Raw genomic sequence first — 24,808 nt, forward strand, 5'->3', positions numbered from 1 at the left:
GCCAGGGGGCGCGCCCGCCGGGAAGCCGCCGGGCGCGTCTGCAATTTCAGTGGGGGTGACCGCACGGAATCACCGCGGCGATTTCCTCGCGAATGACTTCCACCACATCGTCGATCTCAAGGCCTTCGGCGGTGACCAGTACTTCCTGGCCACGGCTGATGGCATAGACCACGCCGCGCCACCGTCCGGGCGCTACGACTTCACAGAGGCGGACATCGAAAGCGGTGTCCTGGTCCTGACTGTAGACCGTCACCAGGTCCCCGAGCTGGGGCATCCAGTCGACATCGCCATCGAAAGCGCGGGCCTCCACGATCACCGGAGACTGTGTCAGTCCCCGCGCAAACCTTGCACGCATGGCTTCCTCCTTTGCAGGCGATCCTTGTCCAGCTTAGAAGAGCAAGCCTAAATGACCAGAAATTTTCGCCGGAAAGTCGCCTTTGCGGCGCCTGCCGTGTCAGAGGGTGACCGATAGACACCGACGAGAATCGCGCGAAAATGGATTGGCCGAGTCAAGCATCGGCACCTCAGGAGACACAGATGGGCAGTGACCTACACGTCGTACCGTATGACCATGGCTGGGATGTCATTTACGAAGGCGCGCGCTACGCGGAATCCCACCACGCCACGCAGGCTGCGGCGATCCATGCCGCCATTGGCCTGGCACGACGCAAGAAGGTGGAACTGGTGGTCTACGCGCGCGACGGAAGCATCCGCACGCGCAGCAGCTACGCTGGACCGGACCTCAGTGCCATTGCCGGCTAGGCAACGGGCGAATTGAAACGGATGGCGTCTTGCGCCGCGCGCGCAAGGCCGCCGCCGCCCCGCCGGCAAACGTCCGGTCAGCGTGACGAACCTTGTTGTCCTGGCCCGCCACGACTCACGCGCAGCCGGTTCAGCAGGTCGCGCACGCCAAAGACGTCATCGACGATATCCTCCACGCGATATTTCTGCAGCCGGTCCGGCACGCTGCCTTCCAGCGTGACCACACCGCCGTCCACGCTGACCTCCACGTCCCGCACATCGAGCCGGCCGCTGCGGGTGAGGCGGTCGCAGATGTCCTCAAGTATCCGCGCGTCGCTGCGTTGATAGCCGCGCGGCCCCACCGGCCGATACCGCGGCGCAACGCCTTGTCCGCTGCGCGACACGCGCTCGTTGAAGCCCGTGAATTGCTGGTAGGCGTCCGGGACGTCGTAGTCGTGCGGCAATTGTCCAGGTTCGCGCAGCCAGCGTCCGCCTTCGTCGTCCGGGCTTGCTGACTCCTCGGGATCGACAGGCTGGTCGTAATCGAATACGCCATAGGCGCCCACGTAGTGGCTGCGCATGTCGGCATCCGCCAGCGGCGGTTCGCGCCACGGCGCATCCGGTGCTGCAGCTCGGCGGTTTCTGTCCATGTCTGTCTCCGGAGGGCACGACGAGGTCACGGCCCACAACCCCACGCAAGATGAGCGCCACATTGCTTGCTCGGCCACGCCCTGCAGCCTGGGCGCGATGGCCGCAGGACGGCGGCAGGACGATGCCGGCAGGAATTACACGATCCGCCGCGCCCGTGCATGTACATTCTTCTGCCCCCGGGACTTTCGCTGGCTGCGGACAACCCGGCCTGCACCTGCGGGGTTGGCATGAAACCTGCCGCCGTGTCCGGCATCGGCAACATCCGCGATGCGCCATGGACTCACTGAGCGGCTTCCTGCATGACCTGATCGGCGACGGCGACCAGCTGACGTGGTGGCAGGGCGCGATGCGCGCCGCGATCGTGTTCCTGGCGACCTGGCTGCTGCTGCGCGTGGCGGGACGCCGCTCGTTTGCGCAGAAGACCGCGTTCGACCTCTGCGTGGTGCTGCTGCTTGGCGCGGTGCTGTCTCGCGCCATTGTCGGGGCCACGTCCTTCCCGGCGGCCTTGGCGGCAGCCTTCGTACTGGTGCTCATGCACCGCGGCGTTGCCTGGTTGTCGTCCCGCTTTGCGCTGTTCGACCGCTTCACGAGCGGCCGGGCGATCGACCTGCTGAAGGACGGGGGGATCGACGATACGCGCGTCGCCAAAGCCATGCTCAGCCAGGAGGACCTGAAAGCCAGCCTGCGCGCGTCGCTGCAGGCCGAAACGCTCGATGGGATCAGCCGCGTGGTGCTGGAGCGCACGGGCGCGCTGACATTCGTGCGCGCAACGCACCGGCGGCCGCAAGCTACCGGCTCCGCAACCAAAACCAAGCCGAACGACCGGGGCACGTTCGCCGCCGCCGACAGTACCGGCAAGCTCAACGGCACGGCGGTCAGCCGCTTGCCGCGCCGCTGATCATGCCCGGCAACCTACCATCGCCAACCTGCATTCTTGCAGCCCCTCACGCTTGCCAGATTGCCCGGCAGCGAGCACATGCGGCGAGCTACCGCGCGAGGCCGCCGCCGACCCGGCGCTGGGGCGGCTGTGCCACGACCGCAGACTGGCCCGACAGGCATGGCAACACCCGCCGTGGCAGCCGGAACACCAGCGCCGACCAATCGTCCGCGGACGAGATCCTCTGACGACAACCGGAGACCGAGATGAAAAGAACCTTCGCCACCGCCGCGCTGGTGATCGGCACCGCGCTCTGCCTGCCCGCTTTGGGCCAGCAGGCCCCTGCTTCGCCCAATGCGCCGAATCCAAGCGCGTCGCCCGCCCCGGAGGGTGCAGGCACCTCACGCAATGCCCCGGCCGCGGGAGATACATACGGTGGCATGGGCCCCGGCATGGCAACGGACCAGCACATGCAAAAGCCCAAGAAATCCAGCAAACACTCGCAAGAGGGCACGACCGCCCGCTACAAGAAGCCACGTGAACAAGGCGCGCCGCCGGCACCGACCGCCGAAGCGCCAAGCGGACCGAAGGGCGATTCGCCTGATCCGCTGCCGAAGCAGTAATTGCCTGGCGTCGCCTGCGGCAGAGGGCGACGCCCTCCTCATCGACTTCCCGTACTACTCACCGCACTACCTGCCCGTGCGGCGTTATGCCAGGCCTTATCCGCCTTGCGCATGCCGCGCATGTTCATGGCGACCGGTGCCGCGACGCGAACCGGTCAAGTTTTGCAATAGGCATCGGGTGTGCTGCAGTTTTTACACGGGCGGACAGCTGCCGCGGATGGCACAGCACCGACCTCACGCGCCCAATCCGGCGCTTGCGCAAGTGGCCGGCACGCCTGGCACGCGCTTCGCATGACGCTGTTCAATTTCGTCCCGCTGGGGTACGGGGGATGCCGCCCTGTTGCGCAGCCGCAGGCCGGCCTGCCCGCCGGGGTACAACCGGCCAAGGGAACACACTACGTGCGGATCTGCCTACTCAACATTGACCGAACCTCCGATCTGGCCGAGGGACAACACGACACGCTGCGGCGCATTGCCGCGCTCGGCTTCGACCATGTCCTGCTGTCCGGCTGGCCGGTCATCGTACCGGACCGCGGCGACCCGCTATCGTCATTGGCGGCCGTCAGCGCGGACTGCGCGCGGCATGGCCTTGCGCCTCTGCTGGACCTCTCGCTCGATCGCTATCCGGAGAACGGCGCCACCATCGACCCGGCATGGATCGACCACGACGCGACACGCTTTTCGCCACACGATACGGACAACCACCTGCCCGGCCTGCGGCTGCGCTGGCATACACCTGCCGTCGCCGCCGGCCTGGTGGACTGGTGGGCCACGCAGCTGCGCGCGGCGCTGGCCGCCGGCGTGTCCGGCTTCTGCCTGCGGGCGCCGGCACGGGTGCCGGGCCGTCACTGGGCCACGCTGACTGCGACGCTGCGCGCCGATGCTGCCGGCCCGCTGAAGACCCGGCCCCTGTTCCTGGCCTGGACGCCGGGCCTGACGCCGGCCCAGCTTGACGACCTGATCCCCGGGCAATTCGACGGCGCCTTTTGCTCGCTGCCGTGGTGGGACTTCCGCAGCGCATGGCTGACCGAGGAGATCGCACGGCTGCGGCCGTTCGGGCGCGTGCTGGCGGCGCCATCGCAATCGCCCGCAAGCCAGGATGCCTTGTCGGCGCGGCGTGCGCTATGGACGGCCGCCGCAATCGGCGACGGCGTGCTGGTGCCCGCGGGCTTCGAGACCGGTGGCACGCAAGCCCGCGATCCATTGGCCGACGATGGCGGCGCCCGCGACGGCGCGCCATACGACATCACCCATGAAGTACTGCAGGCCAACGCGTGGCTAGCCACGCGCCCGCTCGCGCCAGCGGTATCGGTCAGGCTGCTGAGCGGTCCCGATGCCGCGCTGACCGTGCTGGCCCGCCTGCAGGCGCCCGACGTCGGTGGTGGCGGCAGCGATGCCCCGCCGGAATCCGCGCTGACCATCGTGGTCAATCCGGACACACAGGAGCCTGGCACGCTCGGGCTCGACCGCGTGCTCGCGGCGCTGCCGCGCCCAGCGGCCCGGCTGGAGCTGTCCGATGGCGGCCCGGGGGGCAACCTGGACTTCGGCGCCGCGCTCGATGCGTTGGCCGACATCACGCTGGCGCCGGCCGATATCCGCGTCTATCGCGCCGTCCCGGCGCCCGCCGGCCCTGCCGCGCGCTTGCCGCAGGCCGGCGACGCGGTCAGCGCAAGCGGCCTTGGCAGTGTAGTGGCCGCGCTCGAGGCGCCGCGTATAGCGATCGAAGCGGTCGAGCCCGCCTGCGATGGCGGGCGCTTCCCGGTGCGCCGCGTGGTCGGCGAGCGCGTCGAAGTCAGTGCCGATATCTGGATGGATGGCCACGACAAGCTCGCGGCGGCTGTCCTGTGGCGCGCGCCGGGTCAGGAAACGTGGCAGGAAGCGCCGATGCGCCACCTGGTCAATGACCGCTGGTATGGCAGTTTTCCGCTGGTCGCCCTGGGTCGTCACACGTTCACCGTGGAGGCCTGGCGCGATGCGTTCGCGAGCTGGCTGGACGAGGTCGGCAAGAAGCGCGCGGCAGGCGTCGATATCACGCTGGAGATCGAGGAAGGCGCCCGCCTCGTGGCCGATGCGCTGATGCCCGCGCAAGGCGACGGGCCGCCGCCGGACAGCGAGCTGGCAGCGCTGGTTGACGAACTGACGGCCAGCGCCGGCGATGACGCCGCACGGCTCGAGATCCTGCTGTCACCGCGTACCGCGGCAGGCATGCAGGCGGCCATGCAGACGCCCGCAGGGCGCCCGTTCGCGAGCCGGCATCCGCTGCCGATGCCCGTGGAAGCGGAACGGCTGGCCAGCCGCTTTGCCAGCTGGTACGAAATGTTTCCGCGCTCGGCGAGCGAGGACGAGAACCGCCATGGCACCTTCGATGACGTGATCGCGCGCCTGCCGGCCATTCGCGCCATGGGCTTCGACGTGCTGTACTTCACGCCCATCCACCCGATCGGCAAGACTCACCGCAAGGGCCGCAACAACAGCCTGCGCGCGCAGCCGGACGATCCAGGCAGCCCGTACGCCATCGGTGCCGAGGACGGCGGCCACGACGCCCTGCACGCCCAGCTCGGCACCTTCGAGGACTTCGAGCGGCTACGCGTTGCGGCGGCGGCGGCCGGGCTGGAGCTGGCGCTGGACTTCGCGATCCAGTGTTCGCTGGACCACCCCTGGCTCAGGCAGCACCCGGAATGGTTCGCGCATCGCCCGGACGGCTCGCTGCGCTACGCCGAGAACCCGCCGAAGAAATACGAGGACATCGTCAACGTCGACTTCTATGCGGCCGCGCCGGCTGCCGCGGCCTTGTGGCAGGCGCTGCGCGACGTGGTGATGTTCTGGGTCCAGCGCGGCGTGCGCATCTTCCGCGTGGACAATCCGCACACCAAGCCGCTGCCGTTCTGGGAATGGATGATTGCCGACGTGCGCGCGCGGTACCCTGACACCATCTTCCTGGCCGAAGCGTTCACACGCCCGAAGATGATGGCGCGCCTGGCCAAGCTCGGCTTCAGTCAGTCCTACACCTATTTCACGTGGCGCAACACGCGCGCCGAGCTGGCCGAGTACATGACCGAGCTCACGCAGACCCCGCTGCGCGAATTCTTCCGCCCGCATTTCTTCGTCAATACGCCCGACATCAACCCGTACTTCCTGCATCGCGGCGGGCGCCCGGCCTTCCTGATCCGCGCGGCGCTAGCCACGCTGCTGTCGGGGCTGTGGGGCATGTACAGCGGCTTCGAGCTGTGCGAGTCGGCCCCCCTCGTGCTCGACGGCAAGGTGCGCGAGGAATACCTGGATTCCGAGAAGTACCAGCTTCGTGCGCGCAACCGGCACGCGCCCGGCAATATCGTGGCCGAGATCACGCGGCTGAACCAGATCCGGCTCGGCCATCCGGCGCTGCAGAGCCATCTGGGGCTGCGCATCTACCCCGCCGGCAATGATGCGGTGCTGTACTTCGCGCGCTTCGTGCCCGGCATCGGCTCGACCTTCGGCGACGACGTGCTGCTGGCCGCCATCAGCATGGACCCGTTTGCCGCGCAGGAAGCCAGCGTCGAAATCCCGTTATGGGAATGGGGCCTGGCCGACCACGGCAGCGTGGCGGTGCAGGACCTCATGGACGAGCACCGTTTCGCGTGGCACGGCAAGTGCCAGCGCATCCGGCTCGATCCGGTGCGGCTGCCGTTCGCGCTGTGGCACGTGACACCGATCGGCCGTCCGGCGCGGCGCGAAGCCGTGCCGGCCGTGGCACCGGATCCGCACGGCGCATGAAAGCGCGGCATGGCACCGTCGACACATCGCACGGAGACACGGATGAAACGCCTGACCGAACCCGCCCACGCCCTGCTGCTCAACGCGGATCCGCTCTGGTACAAGGACGCGGTCATCTACCAGCTCCACATCAAGTCCTTCTATGACGCCAACGACGATGGCGTAGGCGACTTCGCCGGCCTGCTGGCCAAGCTGGACTACCTGGCCGACCTTGGCGTCGACACCGTCTGGCTGCTGCCGTTCTACCCGTCTCCGCGCCGCGACGATGGCTACGATATCGCCGACTACCGCAACGTGCACCCCGACTACGGCACCCTGGCCGAAGCCCGCCGCTTCGTGGCGGCCGCGCATGCGCGTGGCATTCGCGTCATCACCGAACTCGTCATCAACCACACCTCGGACCAGCACCCCTGGTTCCAGCGCGCGCGCAATGCCAAGCCAGGCTCCGCGGCGCGCCGCTACTACGTCTGGGCCGACCACGACCAGGGCTACGCCGGCACACGCATCATCTTCTGCGATACCGAGAAGTCCAACTGGAGCTGGGACCCGGTGGCGGGCGCGTATTTCTGGCACCGCTTCTATTCGCACCAGCCGGACCTGAACTTCGACAATCCGCAGGTACTGAACGAGGTCCTGTCGGTCATGCGCTTCTGGCTGGATATCGGCGTGGACGGGCTGCGCCTGGACGCCGTGCCCTACCTGGTGGAACGCGAGGGCACCAGCAACGAGAACCTGCCCGAGACCCACGCCGTCATCCGCCATATCCGCGCCCACCTGGATTCGCGTTACCAGGGGCGCGTGCTGCTGGCCGAGGCCAATATGTGGCCCGAGGACGCGCAGCAATACTTCGGCCGCAGCGCCACGGGCGCCCACGGCGACGAATGCCACATGGCCTTCCACTTCCCGCTGATGCCGCGCATGTACATGGCCATCGCCCGCGAGGACCGCTTCCCGATTACCGACATCATGCGCCAGACGCCGGAGCTGCCCACCGACTGCCAGTGGGCGATCTTCCTGCGCAACCACGACGAACTGACGCTGGAAATGGTGACCAGCAACGAACGCGACTACCTTTGGGAGGTCTACGCCTCCGACCGCCGCGCGCGCATCAACCTTGGCATCCGGCGCAGGCTGGCCCCGCTGATGGAGCGCGACCGGCGCCGCATCGAGCTGATGAACAGCCTGCTGTTTTCCATGCCCGGCACGCCCGTGATGTACTACGGCGACGAGATCGGCATGGGCGACAACATCCACCTGGGCGACCGTGACGGCGTGCGCACGCCCATGCAGTGGTCGCCCGACCGCAACGGCGGCTTCTCGCACGCCGACCCGGAACGGCTGGTGCTGCCGCCGCTGCAAGGCCCGCTGTATGGATACGAGGCGGTCAATGTCGAAGCCCAGGCGCGCGATCCGCATTCGCTGCTCAACTGGATGCGCCGCATGCTTGCGCTGCGGCGCAAGCACCGCGCCTTCGGCCGCGGCACGCAGCGCTTCCTGTTCCCGGGCAACCGCAAGATCCTGGCCTACCTGCGCGAGTATGAAGACGAGCACATCCTGTGCGTGGCCAACCTGTCGCGCGCGCCGCAAGCCGTCGAACTCGACCTGGCCAGTTTCAACGGCCGCGTGCCCGTCGAGATGATGGGAGCCACGCCGTTCCCGGCCATCGGCACCCTCACCTATCTGCTCACGCTGCCGCCCTACGGCTTCTACTGGTTCGTACTCAGCGAAGAAGCGCAGCCGCCCGCGTGGCACGTGACCGCGCCGGAACAAATGCCCGATCAGATCACGCTGGTGCTGCAGAACAAGGGGCGGCTCGAGCTGACCGAGGCGTCGCGGCACATCCTCAATGTGGAGGTGCTGCCGCCCTATATCCGCCGCCGGCGCTGGTTCGGCGCGAAGGACGAAAGCATCCAGCACGCATCGCTGGCGTACCTGGTGCCGTTTGCGCGGGCCCCCACGGGCGAGGAAATCTATCTCGGCGAAGTCGAAGTCCGGCTTTCCGGCGGACGCACCGAGCGCTACCAGTTGCCGATCGGCCTGCTGTGGGACCGCGAGAGCCCCGAGGGCGTGTCACAGCTCGTGCATGGACTGTCGATGGCCCGCGTGCGCCAGGGCAGCCGCATTGGCCTGGCCACCGACGGCTTCGTGCTGGAGCCGTTCGCGCGCGAGGTGATCCGCGCGTTGCGGGCCGGCGCCGAGCTGCAAGGCCCGCAGGAGACGATCCGGTTCCGCGCCGAGCCGGGGCTGGCGGCGCTGCAGCCGGAACAGGAAGAAATCCAGTGGATATCGGCCGAACAGTCCAACAGCTCGCTCGCCTACGACAACACCGCCGTGCTCAAGCTGGTGCGGCGGCTTTCGGGCGGCATGCACCCGGAAGTCGAGATGACGCGCTACCTGACGGCCCAGGGCTACCCGCACTCGCCACCGCTGCTCGGGGAAGTGTCGCGCACCGGCAGCGACGGTATCGCGCACACGCTGATGCTGGTGCAGGGCTATATCCTCAACCAGGGCAACGGCTGGGACTGGACCCTGGATTACCTCGGCCGAGTCATCGACGATGCGCTGCCCGCCAACGAAAGCGAAGACGAGTTCGCCGAAGCCATGAACGGCTACGCTACCATGGCCGGCACGCTCGGGCGCCGGCTGGCCGAACTGCACGCGGTACTGGCACGGCCCGCAGACGACCCCGCGTTCGCGCCGGTCGCGGCCACCGACGTGGAAGCGCAGCTGTGGACGGAGCAGGCCATGGCGGCCCTGACGCGTGCGCTTGGTTTGCTCGAAAAGCAACCGCGCGATGAATCGAAATCGGAGAGCAGGCGTTTCCTGACCGATATCGATACCCTGCTGGAGGCGCGCGAGGCCTTGCCCGGGCTGGTTGCCAGACTTGCCGCGGCTGCGCCCGCAAGCCTGCAGACCCGCATCCATGGCGACTTCCACCTGGGCCAGGTGCTGATCGCCCAGAACGACATCTACCTGGTCGACTTCGAAGGCGAGCCCGGGCTCCCGCTCGACTGGCGCCGGCGCAAGACCTCGCCCCTGCGCGACGTCGCGGGATTGCTGCGCTCGATCGACTACGCCGCGGCGACGGTCGGCACCGACCGCCAGGAGCGCACGCACGCCGAACTGCCGCCCGCGCTGGCCGAGCGGCGCGGCGGCCTGCTGGAACAATTCCGCACCACCGCGAGCGATGCCTTCCTGAGCTGCTACAGCCAGCATATGGAGGCTTCCGGCGCGCCGTGGGTACAGCCAGCGCAGTTGCAGCCGCTGCTTGACCTGTTCCTGTTGGAGCGCGCCGCCTATGAAGTGGAGTATGAAGCCGCCAACCGCGTGGCGTGGATCGATTTGCCTGCCAGCGGACTTGCGCGCATGGTGCGCAAGCTGCAGGCCGGAAACCTGGAGGCGCAATGAGCCGTGTCGACAACCGGCCCGCCGAGCGCCGCACCAGCACGATCTCCGACGGCGAACTCGGCGCGCTGCTCGAAGGCCGCCATCGCGATGCCTTCGCTGTGCTTGGCCCGCATCCGGACGGCGACGCGCTGGTCGTGCGCGCCTGCGTGCCGGGCGCGCAATCCGTGACGCTGACCGATTCACGGGGCACGCCTCTGGCGGAAATGACGTCCTTGCACGATGGCGGCGTGTTCAGCGCACGGCTGCCCGCCGGCACCTCGGGCTACCAGTTGCTGGTGCGCTGGCCCGATGGCAGCGAACAGCTCAGCCACGACCCGTATGCCTTCGGCCTGCTGCTTGGCGACCTCGACCTGCACCTGATCGCCGAAGGGCGCCACCTGGAGCTGGGAACGTGCCTTGGGGCGCAGTGGCGGCGCATCGATGGCGTCGATGGCGTGCGTTTTGCCGTGTGGGCTCCGAATGCGCGCCGCGTATCGGTGATCGGTGACTTCAATGGCTGGCAGCCAGCCCGGCACCCGATGCGGCTGCGCCACCCGAGCGGGATCTGGGAGCTGTTCATCCCCGGCGACATGGGCTCCCGTCCAGGCTCCCGCTACAAGTTCGACCTGCTGGACCCGCACGGCCGGGAACTCCCCGACAAGGCGGACCCGCTCGCGCTGGCCACCGAGCCGCCCCCGGCCACCGCCTCGGTCGTGACCGAGCCGGGAATATCGGCGCCGCCCTTCGCCTGGCAGGACGATGAGTGGATGCGCCTGCGCAATGCCGTCGATCCCTACGCCGCGCCGCTTTCCGTCTATGAGGTCCATGCGGGATCCTGGCTGCGCGCCGCCAACGACCCCGAGCGCGGCTGGGAAACCCTGGCCGAACGGCTCATTCCCTATGTCCGCGAACTCGGCTTCACGCATATCGAACTGCTGCCGGTGACCGAGCACCCGTTCGGCGGATCATGGGGCTACCAGCCGCTGTCGCTCTACGCGCCCACGGCGCGGCTGGGGCCGCCGCAGGCGTTCGCGGCCTTCGTCGACAGCTGCCACCGCGATGGCATCGGCGTGATCCTGGACTGGGTACCCGCGCATTTCCCGACGGATCCGCACGGGCTCGCACAGTTCGATGGCACGGCGCTATACGAACACCAGGATCCGCGTGAAGGCTTCCACCAGGACTGGAACACCCTGATCTACAACCTCGGGCGCAATGAGGTGCGTGGCTTCCTGCTGGCTGGCGCGCTGCACTGGCTCGAGCATTTCCACGTCGATGGGCTACGCGTGGACGCGGTGGCGTCCATGCTCTATCGCGACTACAGCCGTGCAGCCGGCCAGTGGGTCCCCAACCGCTTCGGCGGACGCGAAAACCTGGAAGCCGTCGCCTTCCTGCGCGAACTCAATACGGTCGCGCATGAACGCTGCCCCGGCGCCCTGACCATTGCCGAGGAGTCGACCGCCTGGCCCGGCGTCACGGCCAGCGCCGCCAGCGGCGGGCTGGGCTTCGACTTCAAGTGGAACATGGGCTGGATGCACGACACGCTGCGCTACCTGTCGCTGGATCCGATCCATCGCGCCTGGCACCACCAGGACATGACGTTCGGGACGGTCTATGCCTGGTCGGAGGCATTCGTGCTGCCGCTGTCGCACGACGAGGTTGTGCATGGCAAGGGATCGATGATCGGCAAGTGTCCCGGCGACGACTGGCAGCGCTTTGCCGGCCTGCGTGCCTACTACGGGTTCATGTGGGCACACCCGGGCAAGAAGCTGCTGTTCATGGGCGGCGAGATCGCCCAATGGCAGGAATGGAACCACGACGGCGAGCTCGACTGGGCGCTGCTCGAGCACCCGATGCACCGGGGCGTCCACACGCTGGTGCGCGACCTGAACGCGCTGTACCGGGAACTGCCCGCCCTGCACGAACTTGACCATTCCCCTGCGGGATTCCAGTGGGTGGTCGGCGACGATCACCAGAACAGCGTCTTCGCCTGGCTGCGCCGCCCCGCGCCCGGCAGCGGCGACATGGTGCTGGCTGTCGTCAACATGACCCCGGTGCCGCGGCACGGCTACCGCATCGGCGTCCCCTCCGCCGGCTGCTGGCACGAGCGGCTCAACACCGATGCGGCCTGCTATGGCGGCAGCAACGTCGGCAATCAAGGCGCGCAGGTGGCCGAGCCCGTGCCGGCGCACGGGCAGGACGCTTCCCTGGTCCTCACGCTGCCGCCGCTGGCAACCCTCCTGCTGCAGCACGCCGGGGCCGGGGAGTGATCATGGCGCTCCAGCTCACGGATCGGCTGCTGGCCGGCAAGCCCTACCCGCTCGGCGCCCATTGGGACGGCCTTGGCGTGAATTTCGCCGTGTTCTCGGCCAATGCCGCGCGCATTGACTTGTGCCTGTTCTCGGCCAGCGGCCGCAAGGAACTGTCGCGTATGCCACTGCCCGAATGCACCGACGAGATCTGGCATGGCTACCTGCCCAACGCGGCGCTCGGCACGCTGTACGCGTACCGCGCCTACGGGCCGTACGATCCCGCCCACGGGCACCGTTTCAATCCGCACAAGCTGCTGCTCGATCCGTACGCCCGCCAGCTCAGCGGACCGGTGCGCTGGTCCGACGCGCTGTTCGGCTATCGCCTGCAAAGCGCGCGCGGCGATCTCACGCCCGACCGCCGCGACAGCGCGCCCAATATGCCCAAGGCCATCGTGGTCGACGAAAGCTTCCATTGGGGCGATGACCGGCCGCCTGACGTGCCGTGGCCGGACACGGTCCTCTACGAAACCCACCTGCGAGGGGTGTCGATGCTGCGCGAAGAGGTACTGCCACACCTGCGCGGGACGTTCGCGGCGCTGGCCGACCCGCGCTTCCTGGACCACCTGCTGCGCCTGGGCGTGACCGCCGTGGAGTTGCTGCCGGTGCACGCCATCCTCCAGGACCGCTTCCTGCTGGAGCGCGGCCTGCGCAACTACTGGGGCTACAACACGCTGTCGTACTTCGCGCCGGAGCCATCCTACCTCGCCACCGACCAGCTCCTTGAACTCAAGGTCGCAGTGCGGCGGCTGCACGCGGCCGGCATCGAAGTGATTCTGGACGTGGTCTACAACCATACGTGCGAAGGTAACGAACTCGGGCCGACGGTGTCGTGGCGCGGGCTGGACAACGCCAGTTACTACCACCTCGTGCCCGGCGACGAACGCCACTATGTCAACGACACCGGCTGCGGCAACATGCTCAACCTGTCGCATCCGCGCGTGCTGCAGATGGTGCTTGATTCGCTGCGCTACTGGGTCGAGTGCTACCACGTCGACGGTTTTCGCTTCGACCTGGGCACCACGCTCGGCCGCGAACACAATGGCTTCGATCCGGGCGCCGCTTTTTTCGACGCGGTGCTGCAGGACCCGGTGCTCAGCCGCGTCAAGCTGATCTCCGAACCCTGGGACCTGGGGCCGGGCGGATACCAGCTTGGCAACCAACCGCCGGGCTTTGCCGAGTGGAACGACAAGTTCCGCGACACCGTGCGCCGCTACTGGCGCGGCGACCCCGGCCAGCGGGGCGAGCTGGCGGCGCGGCTGGCCGGCTCGGCCGACCTGTTCGACCGCCGCCACCGGAGGCCGTGGTCGAGCATCAACTTCATCACCTCGCATGATGGCTTCACGCTGGCCGACCTGGTCAGCTACAACACCAAGCACAACGAGGCCAACGGCGAAGACAACCGCGACGGCACGGACCAAAACCACAGCGCCAACTGGAGCCCTGACGGCAGCGTCGAAGGTCCGACGGACGATGCGGCGATCCTGGCGCTGCGCGCGCGCGTGTCCCACGCCATGATGGCCACGCTGTTGCTGGCCCAGGGCACGCCGATGCTGACCGCCGGCGACGAATCGGGCCGCAGCCAGGGGGGCAACAACAATGCGTACTGCCAGGACAATGCGCTGTCCTGGCTGGACTGGAAGCAGGCGCTGACGCCGCAGGGCCAGACGCTGCTGCAGATCGTGCGCCGCCTGCTGGCGCTGCGCCGCCGGCTGTACGCGGCCGACGCCCACCGTTTTGCGCACGGCAACCACGAGCCGTTGCCGGGCATCGGCGATATCGCCTGGTTCGATACGGACGGACAGCCGCCAGGCCCGGAAGCCTGGGCCGACCCCGATGTCCGTACGCTTGCGCTGCGCCGCGCCGAGCGCCTCGAAGCATTCCGGCGCCCCGTGCGCGGCGGCCAGGCCAGCCCGGTGCAGGTGACGCTGATGCTGCTCAATGCCGGAGACAACGACGCGGTGTTCCACCTGCCCGAGCCGGCGCTGGACTGGCAATTGCTTTTCGACAGCAGCCAGCCCGACTTGCCGGAAGCCGGACTACCCGTGGCCGGTGTGGCGGTGCAGGCGGTGCCAGCCCATGCGCTGGTCGTGCTCGCCGCGCAGGCCGAGCCGCCGCCACCCGCGCGCCCGGCGACGCCGCCGCGCGCCCCTTTGCAGGAGCCAGACGCATGACATTGCCACGCACCTCCCCACCGGACCCGCTCCACGCGCTGGCAAGGCGCGCCGGCTTGCAGCCGCATTGGCTGGATGCCTGGGGCCGACCGCAACAGGTCGCGGACGCGGCCCTGCGCCGCCTGCTGCAAGGCCTGGCGCTGGCCTGCGACACGTCTGCACAGTGCCGGGCCTCGTGTGCGCGGCTGGACGCCGAGGATGCCGCCTGCGGCCTGCCCCCACTGCTTACGGCGGACCAAGGGCGGCCCATTGCCGTGCCGTGGCCGGAGATCGCGCAAGCGCGGCCGTACCAGATCGAACTGGAAGATGGCGGGCGTTTCGACGGCACCGCGGAGCCCGCCGGGAACGGGACGCTGCGCCTTGCACCCATCGCCGCATGCGGTTATCACCGACTGCATGTGGCAGACGCGCAGACCGTCCTGGCCGTTGCGCCGCCGCGCTGCTTCGGCGTGGGCGACGCCCTGCGCGCAGCCGGACGCGACGCTGCAGCAGTACGCTCCTGGGGCCTGGCCGTGCAACTCTACGGCCTGCGCCGCGGCGCGCCGACCGGCATCGGCGATCTCACGGCGCTCGCGCAGTGTTGCCATGCGGCCGCCAGCGAACAGGCCGACGCCGTGGCGGTCAATCCGCTCCATGCAGGCTTTGCCGCGATGCCGGAGCGCTACAGCCCCTATTCCCCATCGAGCCGCTTGTTCCGTAACCCGATTTACGCGGACCCCGCCGCGACGTTCGGGCAGGACGCCGTCGACAGCGCCATCGCGGCGCTGAATGCCGGCACGGCATTCGCGCAGCATGAGGCCCGTGCCGGGATCGAATGGGCTGAACTGTCGCGCCTGCGCCTGTCCGTGCTGCGGTGGCTGTGGACGCACCGCGAGCGGCTGCTGGCGCCCGCCGCGCTGGACGCGTGCGCCGCATTCCGCGCACGCGGCGGCACTGCGCTGCATGACCACGCCTGCTATGAAGCGATCCAGGCCAGCCGCCTCGGCGAAGCGGCCAACGGCATGAATGCCAACGGCGCCGCGGACTGGCGCTGCTGGCCGGTGACGCTGCGCTCGCCCGCCGATGCCGCCGTCGCCGCGTTCGCCATGGCGCATCCGCAGGAGATCGACTACCACGTCTTCCTGCAATGGCTCGCAGACGACGGACTCGCGCGTGCCGGGCAGGCCGCGCACGACGCGGGCATGGCGATCGGCGTGATCGGCGACCTGGCGGTCGGCGCGGATCCGGGCGGCAGCCAGGCATGGTCGCGCCAGGCGGACATTCTGGACGGGTTCCATGCCGGCGCGCCGCCCGATGTCTACAACCCGCGCGGACAGGACTGGGGCGTGACGGTGTTTGCGCCACGCAGCCTGCGCCAGCGTGGCTACGGCGCCTTTATCGAGATGCTGCGCGCCAACCTGGCCCATGTCGGCGGCCTGCGTATCGACCACGTGCTCGGCCTGGCGCGCATGTGGCTGGTGCCGGCCGGCGCTTCGGCGCGCGACGGTGCCTACCTCGAATTCCCGCTGCAGGACTTGTTGCGGCTCGTGGCGCTGGAATCGTGGCGGCACCGCGCGATCATCATCGGCGAGAACCTGGGCACGGTACCGGCGCATCTGGACAGCGCGCTGGCCGCGCGCGGCGTACTCGGCATCGACGTGCTGTGGTTCGCGCGTGAAGCACCGGTCGCACAGGCCGATGCCGGCACCGCGCCCGAAGCGTTGGCCGCGCCGCCGTTCCTGCGCGCCGAGGACTGGCCCCGCCACGCTGTGGCCACCACGTCGACGCACGACCTGCCCACCGTCGCGGGCTGGTGGCAGGGACAGGATCTGGCCTGGCGCGAACGGCTGGGACTGCTTGGCCCGGCCGAAACCGCGCAGGATGCGCGCGCCGCGCGTGTGCGCGAGCGCACGGCATTGTGGCAGGCGCTGTGCGATGCTGGCCTTGCCGGCGGCGACATGCCCGGTCCGGCACATCCGCCCCTTGACGCTGTGCTGGCCTGGCTTGGCCGCACCCGCACGCCGCTGCGCCTGGTGCCCATGGAAGACCTGCTCGGCGTGGCCGAACAAGCCAACCTGCCCGGCACCACGACCGGACACCCCAACTGGCAGCGCAGGCTCGATGCGGACGTGCGCCGGCTGTTCGAGTCGCCGGCCTTGCGCGCACGCGCCCAGGCGGTGCGCCAGGGCCGCCTGCCCGGTGCGCGGGCGGGCGCCGAGCCATCCAGATACGGAGGTCCCCCATGACGGAAGCCAACCGGCCCGAGCATGCCGACGATACCCGCACCGCTTTATCGAGTGCCAGCATCCGCCGCGCCTTCCTGGACCATGTGTTCCATACCCAGGGCAAGCCGCCGGAGCATGCCAGCCAGAACGACCTCTACCAGGCGCTTGCGCATACGGTGCGCGACCGGCTGGTGCAGCGCTGGATCAGCACCTCGGAGGCCTATCTTGACCAGCCCTCGCGCACGGTCGCCTACCTGTCCGCCGAGTTCCTGATCGGCCCCCATCTGGGCAATAACCTGATCAACCTGGGCATCTACAGCGAGGTGCAGGCCGCGATGCAGGCGCTCGGGCTGGACCTGGACCAGATCCTCGCGCAGGAGATCGAGCCCGGGCTCGGCAACGGCGGCCTGGGCCGGCTTGCCGCATGCTTCATGGATTCGCTGGCTACGCTGGAGATCCCTGCGCTGGGGTACGGCATCCGCTACGAATACGGCATCTTCCAGCAGGCCATCATCGACGGCCTGCAGGTAGAAAAGACCGATAGCTGGCTGCGCAACGGCAACCCGTGGGAAATCCAGCGTTCGGAGTGGGCGGTGCAGGTGCGCCTGGGCGGCCATACCGAGCACTACACCGATGACCGCGGGCATTACCGCGTGCGCTGGGTACCGGCCAAGACGGTAGTGGGCGTGCCGTTCGATTCGCCGATCCTTGGCTACCGCGTCAATACCGTCAACACGCTGCGCCTGTGGCGCGCCGACGCGACCGAGGCCTTCGACTTCCCTACCTTCAACCGCGGCGACTACCTGGGCGCGGTCAGCAAGAAGATCACCTCCGAGAACCTGACCAAGGTGCTCTATCCGAACGACGAGACCGAACAGGGCAAGGAGCTGCGGCTGGAACAGCAGTACTTCTTCGTCGCCTGCTCGCTGCAGGACATGCTGCGACTGCTGGCGGCCGACGGCATGCCGGTGTCGCGCTTCGATGAGAAGTTCGCGGTGCAGCTCAACGACACGCACCCGGCGGTGGGCATTGCCGAGCTGATGCGGCTGCTCGTGGACGAGCACGACCTGCCGTGGGACGAGGCCTGGGATGTCACGCGACAGGCCTTCGCCTATACCAATCACACGTTGCTGCCCGAAGCACTGGAGCAATGGCCGCTGCCGCTGTTCGGCCGCGTGCTGCCCCGCCATCTCGAGATCATCCTCGAGATCAACCGGCGCTTCCTGGACGCGGTTCGCATCCGCTTCTACGGCGACGATTCGCGCCTGGCGCGCCTGTCGCTGATCAACGAGCATGGCGAGCGCCAGGTGCGCATGGCGCATCTGGCGTGCGTGGGCAGCCATGCCATCAATGGCGTGGCGGAGCTGCATTCCCGGCTGATGCGCGAGGACGTGCTCAGGGACTTCCACGACATGTGGCCCGAGAAGTTCACCAGCATCACCAACGGTGTCACGCCGCGGCGCTGGCTGGCGCTATCGAACCCGCGCCTGTCGCGGCTGGTGACCGATGCCATCGGCGAAGGCTGGGTGACCGACCTGGAGCGCCTGCGGGCACTGGAGCCGTTTGCCGACGATGCCGGCTTCCGCGAGCAATGGCACGCGGTGCGGCGCGAAAACAAGGTGGCGCTCGCGGAACTGGTCCGCGACTGCACCGGGGTGGCCATCGACCCGTCGTCGATGTTCGACGTCATGGTCAAGCGCATCCACGAGTACAAGCGCCAGCACCTGGCGGTGCTGCATATCATCGCGCTCTATCACCGCATCAAGTCCGATCCTGATCTGGATCTCGCGCCGCGCACCTTCCTGTTCGCGGGCAAAGCGGCGCCAGGCTACCAGTACGCCAAGCTGATGATCCGCTTCATCACCAGCGTGGCCGACGTCGTGAACCGCGACCCGCAGGTGCGCGAGCGGCTCAAGGTGGTGTTCCTGCCCAATTTCAATGTCACCTGCGGGCAGCGCATCTACCCGGCGGCAGACCTGTCGGAGCAGATCTCGCTGGCCGGCAAGGAGGCATCGGGCACCGGCAACATGAAGTTCGCCATGAACGGCGCGCTCACGATCGGCACCATGGACGGCGCCAATATCGAGCTGCGCGATGCCATCGGCAGCGACAACTTCTTCGCCTTCGGGCTGACCGCGCCCGAGGTCTACGCGCTGCGCGACAGGGGCTACGACCCGGCCGCCTACTACCACGGCAACGCCGAACTGCGCGCCGTGATCGACCTGGTCCAGCAGGGCTTCTTCTCGCATGGCGATCCGGGTGTGTTCCGCGGCCTGTTCGACGCGCAGCTGCAACATGACCCCTACCTGCTGCTGGCTGATTTCGGCGCCTATCTCGAGTGCCAGCAGCGTGTCTGCGAAACCTACGTGCAGCCACGGCGCTGGCAGCGCATGTCGGTGCTGTCGTGTGCGCGCTCCGGGCATTTTTCATCGGACCGTGCCATCCGCGAGTACTGCGAGCAGATCTGGAAGGTCAGGCCCGTGCCAGTCCACCTGCTGCATCGCGCAAGCGGCACGCCGCGGCATGCGGACAGCCGCATGCGTGCCGTGGGCAAAGGCCACTAGCGCCATGACTGTTCGACAAAGCAGCGCGCAGAGGCGCCACTCCGACCCGGCAACGGCGGGCCCGCAACGGGGCCGCGCCCTGCCGGCTACCATTATCAGGAGCTGATCGTGAACCTGCATTCGTTTTTCCTCGGTACCGGTGCCAGCTCCGCCACGCCCAGGCTGGCGCCGCTGGACAGCTTCTCGGCCGGCGCACCCCAGGCGCCCGCGGCCAACGACGATCCGCACGGCTATGCGTTCGGCCCGGTCTGGCTGCCGGAGGGCCGCATCGGCTTCCGCCTGTGGGCCCCGGACGCCGCGCAGCGCGGCGAGTCGGTGCGGCTGGAGATCGCGGGCATGGGACCCGTGCGCATGACGCCAGGCGACGACGGCTGGTTCAGCGCGGTCGTGCCCTGCGGTGACGGCACGCGCTACTGGTTCCGGCTCGATGACGGCACCGCCTTCCCCGATCCTGCCTCGCGCTGGCAGCCGGGCGACGTGCACGGCCCCAGCGTTGCCTGCCAGCCCAGGGCCGCCACCTATCCGTGGACCTGCCCGGACTGGCGCGGGCGGCCGTGGCACGAGGCCGTCATTTACGAGCTTCACGTTGGCCTGTGCGGTGGCTACGCGGGTGCCATGCAGCAACTGCAGCGGCTTGCCGCGCTGGGGTTCACCGCCGTGGAGCTGATGCCGCTTGCCGAGTTTCCGGGCACGCGCAACTGGGGCTATGACGGCGTGCTGCCGTTTGCGCCCGAATCCGGCTATGGCACCCCGGACCAGCTGCGCGCGCTGGTGGACCACGCGCACGGCCTCGGCATGATGGTGCTGCTTGACGTGGTCTACAACCACTTCGGACCGGAGGGCAACTACCTGCACCACTATGCGAGCGCCTTCTTCCGCCAGGACCGGATGACGCCATGGGGGCCCGCCATCGACTTCCGCCGCCCGGAAGTGCGCCGCTTCTTTACCGAGAACGCACGCTACTGGCTGGAAGAGTTCCGCATCGACGGCCTGCGCCTGGACGCCGTGCATGCCATCGACGACGAAGGCTGGCTGGCGGCGCTGCCGTCCGATCTGCGCGCGTGGCCAGGCATGGAGGGGCGCCATCTCCACCTCGTGCTGGAGAACGACGGCAACGACGCCGCGCGCCTGGCGGCCGGGTACGACGCCCAATGGAACGACGATGCCCATCATGCACTGCATGTCCTGCTGACCGGCGAGCAGGACGGCTACTATCGCGACTACGCGGCCTGCGCCGGCCCGCGTTCGCCGCTGCGCCACCTGGCGCGCGTGCTGGCCGAAGGCTTCGCCTACCAGGGCGAAGTGTCGCCGTTCCGATCGGCCGCCGAAGGTTCGCGCGCCCCGGTCCGGCGCGGACAACCGAGTGGCCACCTGCCGCCCACGGCCTTTGTCGCCTTCCTGCAGAACCACGACCAGACCGGCAATCGCGCCTTCGGTGAACGGCTGGCGACCCTGGCCGATGCCGACGCGCTGCGCGCTGCGGTGGCGCTGCAGCTGTTATGCCCACAGATACCGCTGGTATTCATGGGCGAGGAATGCGGGGCGCAAACGCCGTTCTACTATTTCACGAGCCATCCGCCGGAACTCGCCGAGGCCGTGCGCCAGGGGCGCAGGCAGGAATTCGCCAGCGTGGCAGCCTTCGGCGACGACGCGCGGGCGCGAGAGATTCCCGATCCCAACGACCCGGCGACGTTCGAGGCCTCGCGGCCGCCGCTGGGCGTCGAGAACGACTGGACGCGCTACTACCGGCGACTGCTCGCCATCCGCCAGGAATGGCTGATGCACCGGCTGCCGCGCGCCCGCAGCGCCGGCGTCGACGTGCTGGGGCCGGCCGCGCTGCGCGCACGCTGGCGCCTGGGCGAAGGCGCATGCCTGTCGATCTGGCTGAACCTTGGCCGCGAGGCCGTGAGCTGCCAGCCGCCGGCGCCCGGCTATGCCATGCTTCACGAAACCGCCGGCGGCCACGCCGATGCCCTGGCTGGCGGTTCGCTGCCCGCGCTGAGCTGCATCGCCGTGCTGTCCGGCCAGGGCGAGCCAGGCCATGACGCCGGCACTGGCTGACCCGACGCTTGAGGCCGCCGCACGGCTGCCCCCGCGCGCGACCGCGCGCCTGCAGCTGCAGCCCGGTTTCACGCTCGCGGACGCTGCTGCGATGGTTGCCTACTATGCCGCGCTCGGTGTGAGCCACCTTTATCTTTCCCCGATTTGCGAGGCGCGTCCGGGCTCCACGCACGGCTATGACGTAACCGATTTCACGCGCGTGCGCGACGAGCTTGGCGGCGAGACCGCGCTGCGTGTCCTGGCACAGCGCGCGAGGGACGCCGGTCTGGGGCTGGTCCTGGACATCGTGCCCAACCACATGGCCGCCGACCCCACGCACAACGCGTGGTGGCGGGATGTGCTGGCGCGCGGGCAAGACAGTGCGCATGCCGCAAGTTTCGATATCGACTGGCAGCCCCCCGACCCGAGCCTGCATGGCAAGGTGCTGGAGCCCGTGCTCGGCCACCCGTACTGGGAAACGCTGGCGCGCGGGGAGTTGCGCGTGGTGCCGGACGCCGCTGGTGATGCCGCAACGCTGCGCTACTTCGGGCATGACTTTCCGCTTGCCCCGGACCCCCTGCTACGCCATGCCGCGGACCACCCGGACTGGTTCGATGGCACCCACGACGCCGGCCGCGCGCACCTGCATGCCTTGCTGGAACACCAGCACTATCGCCTGGCCTGGTGGCGCACGGCAGCGACCGCGCTCAACTGGCGACGCTTCTTCGAGATCAGCGACCTGGTCGGCATGCGCCAGGAAGATCCGGCGGTATTTGCCGCCACGCATGCGCTGGTCTTCCGCCTGCTGCGCGAAGGCATCGTCGACGGCGTGCGGGTGGACCACGTCGACGGCCTTGCCGATCCGGCGGCCTACTGCCGGCGACTGCGCGCCTGCCTGGACGAGCATGCGGCCCATCGGCCATCGGCGCCCTTCCGGCCGCGCCCATGGCTGCTGGTAGAGAAGATCCTGGCCCCGGGCGAGGCGCTGCCGGCGGACTGGCGGGTCGACGGCACCACCGGCTATGACTTCATGGACCAGGTCGCAGCCGTGCTGCACAGCGAGGCCGGCGCCAAGCCGCTGGCCGCCCTGTGGCGGCAGGCCGGAGGCCGCCCCGCCAGCTACCAGGCCGCGCTGGCCGAGACGCGCGGCCTGATCCTGCGGCATCACCTCGTCACCGAATTCGAAGGCGCCTGCGCCCGGCTGCACGCTTGCGCCGCTGCCGATCCTGCCACGCGGGACCTGACGCGGCCAGCGTTGCGCCGGGCGTTGGCCGCGTTGCTGGTGGCCGTGCCCGTTTACCGGACCTACCTGGATGGTGCCCCTGCGCGCCGCGACGCGGCCGCCCGCCACGCCGAGCAGGCCATGCTGGATGCCGCGGCCCGCAGCGCCCGCGCCACGCTCGCGCCGGAACAGGCGGCCGCACTCGACTTCATCCAGGCCTGCCTGCACACGCCAGAGGCGGATGCCAGCGCGCCGGCACAGGCCCGGCGCCGCGTGCAGCAACTGATGCCGGCGCTGGCCGCCAAGGCCGGCGAAGACACGGCGTTCTACCGCTACGGAGCGCTGCTGTCGCGCAACGAGGTCGGCAGCCATCCGGCCGTGCTGGCGCTGTCGCCGGCGGGCTTCCATGCCGCCATGGCAACGCGGCACCGGTCTTTTCCCCAGGCGATGCTGGCCACCGCCACCCATGACCACAAGCGCGGCGAGGATGCGCGCATGCGCTTAGCGGTATTGAGCGAGCTGCCGCAGCAATGGGCCGTGGCGGTGCACGCGTGGGAGGTCGACGGCGCGCGCTTGCTGGCTTCGCTGCCCTGCGCCCCTGACGCGGCCGACAGGCTGATGCTGTACCAGACTCTGCTGGGTGCGTGGCCGATGCAGCGCGACGCGCTGGCGCAGGACGAGGCGCTGGCGGCATTCCTGGCGCGCATCGGCCAATGGCAGCGCAAGGCCATTCGCGAAGCCAAGCTGCATGGCAACTGGACCATGCCGGATGCCGCTTACGAAGACGCGTGCGAAACGTTCCTGCGCGGCCTGGCGACGGGCTGGCCACAGGGCGGCCTGCTCGCCCGGATCGGCCAGTTCGTGCAGCGCGTGGCCGCGGCCGGGGCCATGAACAGCCTCGCGCAAGCCATGATCCAGCTAACGGCGCCCGGCGTACCCGACCGGTACCAGGGTTGCGAAGACTGGGACCTGAGCCTGGTCGACCCCGATAACCGCCGCCCGCCCGACTACCAGCGCCTGCAAGCGCAACTGGACTGCCACGCCGGCTGGGCCGAATGGCTGGCATGCTGGCGGGACGGGCGTGTGAAGCAACAGCTCGTGCGGCATGCGCTGGCTGTGCGCCGCGCGCACGAAGCGCTGTTCCGCCAGGGCGACTACCGGCAGCTCGCTGCAGAAGGTCCTCTTGCGGAACATGTACTCGCGTTTGTGCGGACGCTCGGAGCGCAGCAAGCGTTGACGGTGGTCACTCGCCTGGGCGCGGCGCTCGTCGGCCAGGAACTGCCCCGGGTTGTGCCGGCCCGCTGGGGCAACACCGTCATCGACGCCGGCGCGCGCCAGTCAGGCGGCTGGGTAGAGGCGCTGACGGGCCAGACAATCGCCGCAGGACCGGATGGCAAGCTGCCTGTCTGCGAGGTATTGGCCCTGCTGCCCGTCGCACTGCTGCTGCGGCAGGGTTAGCACGACACGCCCGTTACAAGGTCGGCGCTGCGCCCGGAGTCCGACGCCCGGCGATCGGTATCAGCGGCCTGGCGGTATTGGCCTGCGTAGGCGACGCGCCCTGTTCCTGCGGCAGGTAGGGGCGAATCACCAGCGCCACATAGTCGTCTTCCTTCGGCGTCACGACGATGTACGCCAGGCCCGACATGACCAGGCCGACCTCGCCCAGTTCCGTCGATATCCGGGCGACGATAAAGCGTTGCAGCAAACGGGGATCGATCGAATTATCGATGGCCAGCGCAGCCGTACAGATGGTCAGGAAGCAGCGCTCCAGCTCCTGGCAGACCACCACGACTTCGTCCAGCGCGTAGCCGGACTGGCTCGCGCGCACCAGCACCGATACGCCGGTGCTTGGTGCTGCCCGGTGCCAGCCCGACTTGGCCTTGAAGGACGGCAGGGTCAGCCCCGAGCCCGTGTCGTGGGCCACGGTATTGAAGCGCTGTGAAAAGTCCGTCGGCGTCATGGCAAGCAATTGCCGCTCCACGGGTGTCGAAGACACTGCCACGGACGAGGCGAGGACGAGGGAAGACAGGACGGCGGCCAGATTCATAGCTTCCTCCCAATCGGTGAGCCGCTCCCCCCGGCCGGCTGCCAGGACGCCACCCCGCGCGGTCCCAGGCCAGCATCTTTCTTCACTATAGACGTGGCTGAACGCAAGTGCCGCGCCACACAACACGGCGCCGGTGCCCCCGGACCATCGCCCTTGCGCACGCAATCCCCGCTCCAGCGTCGGCCCATGCAGTTTCTTCAGTCGCGGTAAAAAGTA

At 68.9% G+C, this 24,808-nt stretch carries 14 protein-coding genes; 11 read left to right on the forward strand and 3 right to left on the reverse strand.

Annotated features, from left to right (window positions below):
- Window positions 1-46: 46 nt before the first annotated feature.
- On the reverse strand, window positions 47-355 hold the full coding sequence (locus tag CupriaWKF_RS27440; RefSeq protein WP_276101576.1) for a hypothetical protein: 309 nt from the start codon (window positions 353-355) through the stop codon (window positions 47-49).
- Window positions 356-537: 182 nt separating this feature from the next.
- Between CupriaWKF_RS27440 and CupriaWKF_RS27445 the strand changes: the two genes are divergently transcribed.
- Window positions 538-762, forward strand: a complete 225-nt coding sequence (locus tag CupriaWKF_RS27445; protein WP_276101577.1) for a DUF2188 domain-containing protein — start codon at window positions 538-540, stop codon at window positions 760-762.
- A 77-nt stretch (window positions 763-839) separates the two neighbouring features.
- On the opposite strand, the gene CupriaWKF_RS27450 is transcribed toward CupriaWKF_RS27445, so the two are convergent.
- Window positions 840-1,391 (reverse strand): BON domain-containing protein, encoded by a 552-nt coding sequence (locus CupriaWKF_RS27450; protein ID WP_276101578.1) that lies wholly within the window; start codon window positions 1,389-1,391, stop codon window positions 840-842.
- A 275-nt stretch (window positions 1,392-1,666) separates the two neighbouring features.
- On the opposite strand from CupriaWKF_RS27450, the gene CupriaWKF_RS27455 reads away from it, so the two are divergent.
- From CupriaWKF_RS27455 to treY, 10 genes are all read left to right on the forward strand, one after another.
- On the forward strand, window positions 1,667-2,290 hold the full coding sequence (locus CupriaWKF_RS27455) for a YetF domain-containing protein (protein WP_276101579.1): 624 nt from the start codon (window positions 1,667-1,669) through the stop codon (window positions 2,288-2,290).
- A gap of 245 nt (window positions 2,291-2,535) precedes the next feature.
- Window positions 2,536-2,892, forward strand: a complete 357-nt coding sequence (locus CupriaWKF_RS27460; RefSeq protein ID WP_276101580.1) for a hypothetical protein — start codon at window positions 2,536-2,538, stop codon at window positions 2,890-2,892.
- A 291-nt stretch (window positions 2,893-3,183) separates the two neighbouring features.
- Window positions 3,184-6,645, forward strand: coding sequence for an alpha-1,4-glucan--maltose-1-phosphate maltosyltransferase (locus tag CupriaWKF_RS27465; RefSeq protein WP_276101581.1), 3,462 nt, complete (start codon window positions 3,184-3,186; stop codon window positions 6,643-6,645).
- A 42-nt stretch (window positions 6,646-6,687) separates the two neighbouring features.
- Window positions 6,688-10,053 (forward strand): maltose alpha-D-glucosyltransferase, encoded by a 3,366-nt coding sequence (gene treS / locus CupriaWKF_RS27470; protein WP_276101582.1) that lies wholly within the window; start codon window positions 6,688-6,690, stop codon window positions 10,051-10,053.
- Entirely contained in the window at window positions 10,050-12,302 is a 2,253-nt protein-coding gene (gene glgB, locus CupriaWKF_RS27475) for a 1,4-alpha-glucan branching protein GlgB (RefSeq protein WP_276101583.1), read from the forward strand. The genes treS and glgB overlap by 4 nt, the downstream gene beginning before the upstream one ends.
- Window positions 12,303-12,304: 2 nt before the next feature.
- Window positions 12,305-14,515: a glycogen debranching protein GlgX gene (gene glgX / locus CupriaWKF_RS27480; RefSeq protein ID WP_276101584.1), complete on the forward strand. Its 2,211-nt coding sequence runs from the start codon at window positions 12,305-12,307 to the stop codon at window positions 14,513-14,515.
- Window positions 14,512-16,740, forward strand: a complete 2,229-nt coding sequence (gene malQ / locus CupriaWKF_RS27485) for a 4-alpha-glucanotransferase (RefSeq protein WP_276101585.1) — start codon at window positions 14,512-14,514, stop codon at window positions 16,738-16,740. Before glgX ends, malQ begins: the two co-directional genes overlap by 4 nt.
- A complete protein-coding gene (locus CupriaWKF_RS27490; RefSeq protein WP_276101586.1) occupies window positions 16,737-19,283 on the forward strand; it encodes a glycogen/starch/alpha-glucan phosphorylase in 2,547 nt (848 codons plus the stop codon). The genes malQ and CupriaWKF_RS27490 overlap by 4 nt, the downstream gene beginning before the upstream one ends.
- A 108-nt stretch (window positions 19,284-19,391) precedes the next feature.
- The gene (treZ, locus tag CupriaWKF_RS27495; RefSeq protein WP_276101587.1) at window positions 19,392-21,344 is read left to right on the forward strand and encodes a malto-oligosyltrehalose trehalohydrolase; all 1,953 of its coding nucleotides are present in this window, start codon (window positions 19,392-19,394) and stop codon (window positions 21,342-21,344) included.
- Window positions 21,325-24,003: a malto-oligosyltrehalose synthase gene (gene treY / locus CupriaWKF_RS27500; protein WP_276101588.1), complete on the forward strand. Its 2,679-nt coding sequence runs from the start codon at window positions 21,325-21,327 to the stop codon at window positions 24,001-24,003. Before treZ ends, treY begins: the two co-directional genes overlap by 20 nt.
- Before the next feature lie 13 nt (window positions 24,004-24,016).
- Here the strand turns inward: treY and CupriaWKF_RS27505 are convergent, their stop codons facing one another.
- Window positions 24,017-24,592, reverse strand: coding sequence for a malto-oligosyltrehalose synthase (locus CupriaWKF_RS27505; RefSeq protein ID WP_276101589.1), 576 nt, complete (start codon window positions 24,590-24,592; stop codon window positions 24,017-24,019).
- Between the last annotated feature and the right edge of the window lie 216 nt (window positions 24,593-24,808).

The organism is Cupriavidus sp. WKF15 (genome assembly GCF_029278605.1).
In the GTDB taxonomy this organism is placed as follows: Bacteria; Pseudomonadota; Gammaproteobacteria; order Burkholderiales; family Burkholderiaceae; genus Cupriavidus.

What these genes read in the sequence shown, in the direction of transcription:
- CupriaWKF_RS27440 (WP_276101576.1), bottom strand. Translation starts at nt 355, where the DNA reads ATGCGTGCAAGGTTTGCGCGGGGACTGACACAGTCTCCGGTGATCGTG.
- CupriaWKF_RS27445 (WP_276101577.1), top strand. Translation starts at nt 538, where the DNA reads ATGGGCAGTGACCTACACGTCGTACCGTATGACCATGGCTGGGATGTC.
- CupriaWKF_RS27450 (WP_276101578.1), bottom strand. Translation starts at nt 1,391, where the DNA reads ATGGACAGAAACCGCCGAGCTGCAGCACCGGATGCGCCGTGGCGCGAA.
- CupriaWKF_RS27455 (WP_276101579.1), top strand. Translation starts at nt 1,667, where the DNA reads ATGGACTCACTGAGCGGCTTCCTGCATGACCTGATCGGCGACGGCGAC.
- CupriaWKF_RS27460 (WP_276101580.1), top strand. Translation starts at nt 2,536, where the DNA reads ATGAAAAGAACCTTCGCCACCGCCGCGCTGGTGATCGGCACCGCGCTC.
- CupriaWKF_RS27465 (WP_276101581.1), top strand. Translation starts at nt 3,184, where the DNA reads ATGACGCTGTTCAATTTCGTCCCGCTGGGGTACGGGGGATGCCGCCCT.
- treS (WP_276101582.1), top strand. Translation starts at nt 6,688, where the DNA reads ATGAAACGCCTGACCGAACCCGCCCACGCCCTGCTGCTCAACGCGGAT.
- glgB (WP_276101583.1), top strand. Translation starts at nt 10,050, where the DNA reads ATGAGCCGTGTCGACAACCGGCCCGCCGAGCGCCGCACCAGCACGATC.
- glgX (WP_276101584.1), top strand. Translation starts at nt 12,305, where the DNA reads ATGGCGCTCCAGCTCACGGATCGGCTGCTGGCCGGCAAGCCCTACCCG.
- malQ (WP_276101585.1), top strand. Translation starts at nt 14,512, where the DNA reads ATGACATTGCCACGCACCTCCCCACCGGACCCGCTCCACGCGCTGGCA.
- CupriaWKF_RS27490 (WP_276101586.1), top strand. Translation starts at nt 16,737, where the DNA reads ATGACGGAAGCCAACCGGCCCGAGCATGCCGACGATACCCGCACCGCT.
- treY (WP_276101588.1), top strand. Translation starts at nt 21,325, where the DNA reads ATGACGCCGGCACTGGCTGACCCGACGCTTGAGGCCGCCGCACGGCTG.
- CupriaWKF_RS27505 (WP_276101589.1), bottom strand. Translation starts at nt 24,592, where the DNA reads ATGAATCTGGCCGCCGTCCTGTCTTCCCTCGTCCTCGCCTCGTCCGTG.